This is a genomic window from Lutibacter sp. (assembly GCF_030692605.1).
Lineage (GTDB): Bacteria > Bacteroidota > Bacteroidia > Flavobacteriales > Flavobacteriaceae > Lutibacter.
In genome coordinates, this window is record NZ_JAUYUD010000012.1 from 1 (window position 1) to 4381 (window position 4381).

Consider the following 4381-nt stretch of genomic DNA (forward strand, 5'->3'; position numbering starts at 1 on the left):
GACTGTTTACGATACCTGATTTTCGCTTTTCTGTGTCTGCGAACTAAAAGGATTAACATTTGCCAACAATGCGCATAAAAAATTGCTAAATTCTAACAAGTATGATATTTATGACAAATAAAAAACTATTTTTAATCAACGGAAAATTGCGGTTTCTAAAGCGCAACTTTTCATGCACTAAGACGTTGGCAACTATACGAAAACTGAAATTTCTATGAAAATAAATAGTATTCAAATTATAACATTCCTGATTTTAACTTCTAGCCTGAGTATTACAGCTCAAGTTGAATTGAAAGATTTTCCAAATAAGCCAAAGACTGGAGATTGTTACATAAAAAGACCAAATGATTCAAAATTTGTCAAAATTAGCTGTGAATTAGCCAAAATTAATAAAAACAGAGAAACTAAAGCATTACAATATAAACTGAAAAATTTAGGATATGACGTTGATATTCACGGAATATTAGATGATAAAACCATAAAAGCGTTTGAATTAGAAAAAAGAGATAAAAAATTAAGAGAGAAACTTATGAAAAAAAGAGAAAGGAAAAGATTAAGAGAAGAAAGAAAGTTGAGAATGAAAAAATAAATTAGATTAAAAACAGTTGCCAACACCTCATAAAATTTATGCTTAAATTGTGCTAGTACAAACTGACAAACATTCAATAAAAATATTGCTACGGCGGAAAAATCTCCGATTTTTACGTCGCACAAATCTTATAAAATCACGTTAGCCAAAATTGTATGAAAAATATGAAACCTTATTTTAAATTGACTTTCATTTTATTAATGATAGGACTTACAGGGTGTTGTAATGAAGAATTGATTGATTCCTACTTACTTCCCGAATTTGAGAAATCCTTAATACCTTACAATGATTATCACGACTTGATTTATATAAACGAAACCGGACAAAATATCAAAGCTTCTACTCAGCCTAGAATTATTAATTTAGAGAGAGATTATCGCGGACCCGAAAGTTGTGAATATTGGGAATATGAAACTATAAGTAACTTCATTAATTTTACTGAAAGCGGTTTTTTAATACGATTAGGTGTCGGTACATTTAATGATTTGACCGCTTTTGGATTGGAATATGTAATTCCAAATAGTGACAACTCTGAAAACGAGTATTTTGATGAATTGATTAATCCGACTAATGAACAAGTAGTAGATATAAATTTATATGGCTTTGAATTTAAAAATGTTTATGTTTTCAAAAATAATTTTCTCAATGAGAATAGCAAAATAGAACTTATTTTATATTCTTCTGAGGGCAAAGGAGTGGAATTAATTAGCTATATAGATGGAAAATTTTTGAAATTGAAATAAAAACTTTGGCTAACAACGTATATAATTTATGCTTAAATTTGAACAAATAGAAAATTGCAAACACTCAATAAAAATATTACTACGGCGGAAAAATCTCCGATTTTTACGTCGCACAAATCATTATACGAACACGTTGGCAACAAGCAGAAAAAATGAGTGACGACAAAAAAAAGAACCAAATAGATATTTTTAAATCAGTAAAGTCAAAGGCTTTAAATGAATTAACACCTGAAATCTTGGAAACTGGTTTTGATTTACTTATTGAATCAGAAGTATTAAAAGACATACCAATATTTGGTATTGGATTTAAAAGCTTTAGTCTTTATAACAAAATAACGGAATCTTTTTTCACGAAAAAACTGCTTAGATTTCTGTTTGAATTAAAGGATATTCCTCAATCTAAAAGAGAGGAATTTATTACGGAATTAGAATCTAAAAATGAAACAAAGAAAGCCGGAGAAAAATTGCTAATAACTTTGAACAGATTAAATAACGATGACAAAGCTTCAATTATTGGAAAACTATTAAAAAAGACAATTTTGGGTAAAATTACTTTCAATGATTTTAAAAGATTAACTCATATAATTGACAATACTTATTTGGAAGATTTGGAGTTGCTGAAAGACAATGAATATTTACGAAACATTAATGATGACATAAAGACAAATCTTCATCAGATTGGATTGTTAAATCAATCAATTAAAGATAATAGAGAACACGAAGAATATAAATTTAAACAAACAGGAAGAAGAGAGATAATTCCTGCTACATTTGAATATAAACTGAATTCTTACGGCAGAATTTTAATCGAAAATGGATTTGACTAATATTATAAAAAGCCAGTTGCCAACACCTCATAAAATTTATGCTTACATTTAAACTAAATAACGCACCGACAAACATTCAATAAACGATTTGCTACAACCTAAAAATCTCCAATTTTACACTGCACATCTTATAACGTAAAGCTTTGGGCAGATTAAAATAAATAACAGCTCAAATAAAAAATCATTTAAACCTCTCTCCTATCATTTCTAATTGGAATTAAACCAATTGAGCCGTTTTTTTAACCATCTTAAGAATTAATAAATACATCCAATTGGCACAAAAAAAATTAAAAAAAGAGTGCTTTTTAAACAATCCATTGCAGATTTTGGGCCGAAATAGTCATTTTTTTTTGTGTTTTGGCTCGATTTCTTATTTTTTAATCCCTATACAATTTTTACAAAACAATTATTTAAAGTAAACCATTAACAACACAGAATGATACAAAACATTGAAAACATAGAATTACAATTTTTAACCATACATGACTATCAAGAGTTGAAAGATGCTATGATTGAAGCATATTCTAATATGCCAAATTCCTATTGGAAAGAATCTCATATTAATTCTTTAATTGAAAAATTTCCTGAAGGACAGGTTGTCATAAAAGTGAACGATCAGCTTGCCGGATGTGCCTTATCAATAATATTAGATTATGATAAATTTGATGACCATCACACATACAAAGAAATAACTGGAAACTATACTTTTGAAACTCACAAAACAGATGGCGATGTATTATATGGAATTGATGTTTTTATCAAATCTGAATATAGAGGCCTACGACTTGGTAGAAGATTGTATGACTACAGAAAAGAATTGGCTGAAAGATTAAACCTAAGAGGTATTGCATTTGGGGGTAGAATTCCTAATTATTATATGCATTCCGATACGCTAACACCAAAGGAGTACATTGAAAAAGTTAAAAGAAAAGAAATTAACGATCCTGTTCTAAATTTTCAAATATCAAATGATTTTCATCCTTCAAAAATTTTAAAAGGATATTTAGAAGGCGATAAAGCATCCAATGAATTTGCTGTTTTATTGGAATGGAAAAATATTTATTACAAAAAACACACAACAAAAGCAGTAACTAAGAAAAAAGTAGTTCGCCTTGGTTTAATTCAATGGCAAATGAGATTGTATCATAACTTAAAAGAATTGATGCAACAAGCTGAATATTTTGTTGATGCAGTTTCGGCTTACAGGTCAGATTTCGCCCTATTCCCAGAGTTTTTTAATGCGCCCTTAATGGCAGATAACAACCATTTACCAGAATCCGAAGCAATTAGAGAGCTTGCCAAACATACCCCAGAAATAGTTCAAAAATTTTCTGAATTAGCTATTTCGTACAATATAAATATAATTACTGGTAGTATGCCAGAATTAAAAGATGGTCTTTTGTACAATGCTGGATATTTATGTAAAAGAGATGGAACCTCTGAACGTTATGAAAAACTTCATGTTACACCCGATGAAGCAAAAGTGTGGGGCTTACAAGGTGGTTCCAGTTTCAAAACTTTTGATACAGATTGCGGAAAAATTGGAATACTTATTTGTTACGATTCCGAATTTCCTGAATTAAGTAGAATTTTAGCAGATGAAGGTATGGATATTCTGTTTATCCCATTTTTAACAGATACTCAAAATGGTTATTCGAGAGTGCGCCATTGCGCCCAAGCCAGAGCAATTGAAAACGAATGTTATGTAGCTATTGCCGGTAGTGTTGGTAATTTACCAAAAGTACACAATATGGACATTCAATTTGCCCAATCCATGGTTTTTACACCATGTGATTTTGCTTTTCCAGCAAATGGTATAAAAGCAGAAGCTACAACCAATACAGAAATGATTTTAATTGCAGATGTTGATATAGATATGCTTCGTGAATTAAATCAGTTTGGTAGTGTTCGAAATCTAAAAGACAGAAGAACAGATTTATTTGAATTGAAAAAAAAATAGGGACAACTATTGAATGTTGCTAAAATCAACTAGTTTGCTTTGTTTATCATTAAAAACATATTTTTTAAAAAATAAGAACGATTACATCTTTGTTTTTTATATTAAAAAAAAGAAAGAGGTTATATAAGTAATGGTTAAAATTTAATGTCGTATTTAATGCCAAAATTATTCAGCACTAAATTTAATTGTTCTTTGAGGTTTTTAAAGCATTTATAAGCATCGAAATCTAGCCATTGATATTTTATTCTTCGCCACAGTATTT

General features: G+C 29.2%; 4 protein-coding genes. All 4 read left to right on the plus strand.

Translation table 11 applies throughout. The features are described from left to right. Positions 1-214: 214 nt before the first annotated feature. The 4 genes from Q8S45_RS01275 (at position 215) to Q8S45_RS01290 (ending at position 4119) form a co-directional block, all read left to right on the plus strand. Entirely contained in the window at positions 215-589 is a 375-nt protein-coding gene (locus Q8S45_RS01275) for a hypothetical protein (protein ID WP_305600502.1), read from the plus strand. Positions 590-744: 155 nt separating this feature from the next. Then, complete coding sequence (locus tag Q8S45_RS01280; RefSeq protein ID WP_305600505.1) at positions 745-1332, plus strand: hypothetical protein; 588 nt, start codon at positions 745-747, stop codon at positions 1330-1332. A 152-nt stretch (positions 1333-1484) separates the two neighbouring features. Then, positions 1485-2159 carry a hypothetical protein gene (locus tag Q8S45_RS01285; RefSeq protein ID WP_305600507.1) on the plus strand — a complete coding sequence of 225 codons (675 nt, stop codon included), beginning with the start codon at positions 1485-1487 and terminating at the stop codon, positions 2157-2159. Positions 2160-2595: 436 nt separating this feature from the next. Further along, a complete protein-coding gene (locus Q8S45_RS01290) occupies positions 2596-4119 on the plus strand; it encodes a bifunctional GNAT family N-acetyltransferase/carbon-nitrogen hydrolase family protein (protein WP_305600509.1) in 1524 nt (507 codons plus the stop codon). The last annotated feature ends 262 nt before the right edge of the window (positions 4120-4381 follow it).

Coding starts and splice junctions, on each gene's coding strand:
- Q8S45_RS01275 (WP_305600502.1), top strand. CDS start 215: ATGAAAATAAATAGTATTCAAATTATAACATTCCTGATTTTAACTTCT.
- Q8S45_RS01280 (WP_305600505.1), top strand. CDS start 745: ATGAAAAATATGAAACCTTATTTTAAATTGACTTTCATTTTATTAATG.
- Q8S45_RS01285 (WP_305600507.1), top strand. CDS start 1,485: ATGAGTGACGACAAAAAAAAGAACCAAATAGATATTTTTAAATCAGTA.
- Q8S45_RS01290 (WP_305600509.1), top strand. CDS start 2,596: ATGATACAAAACATTGAAAACATAGAATTACAATTTTTAACCATACAT.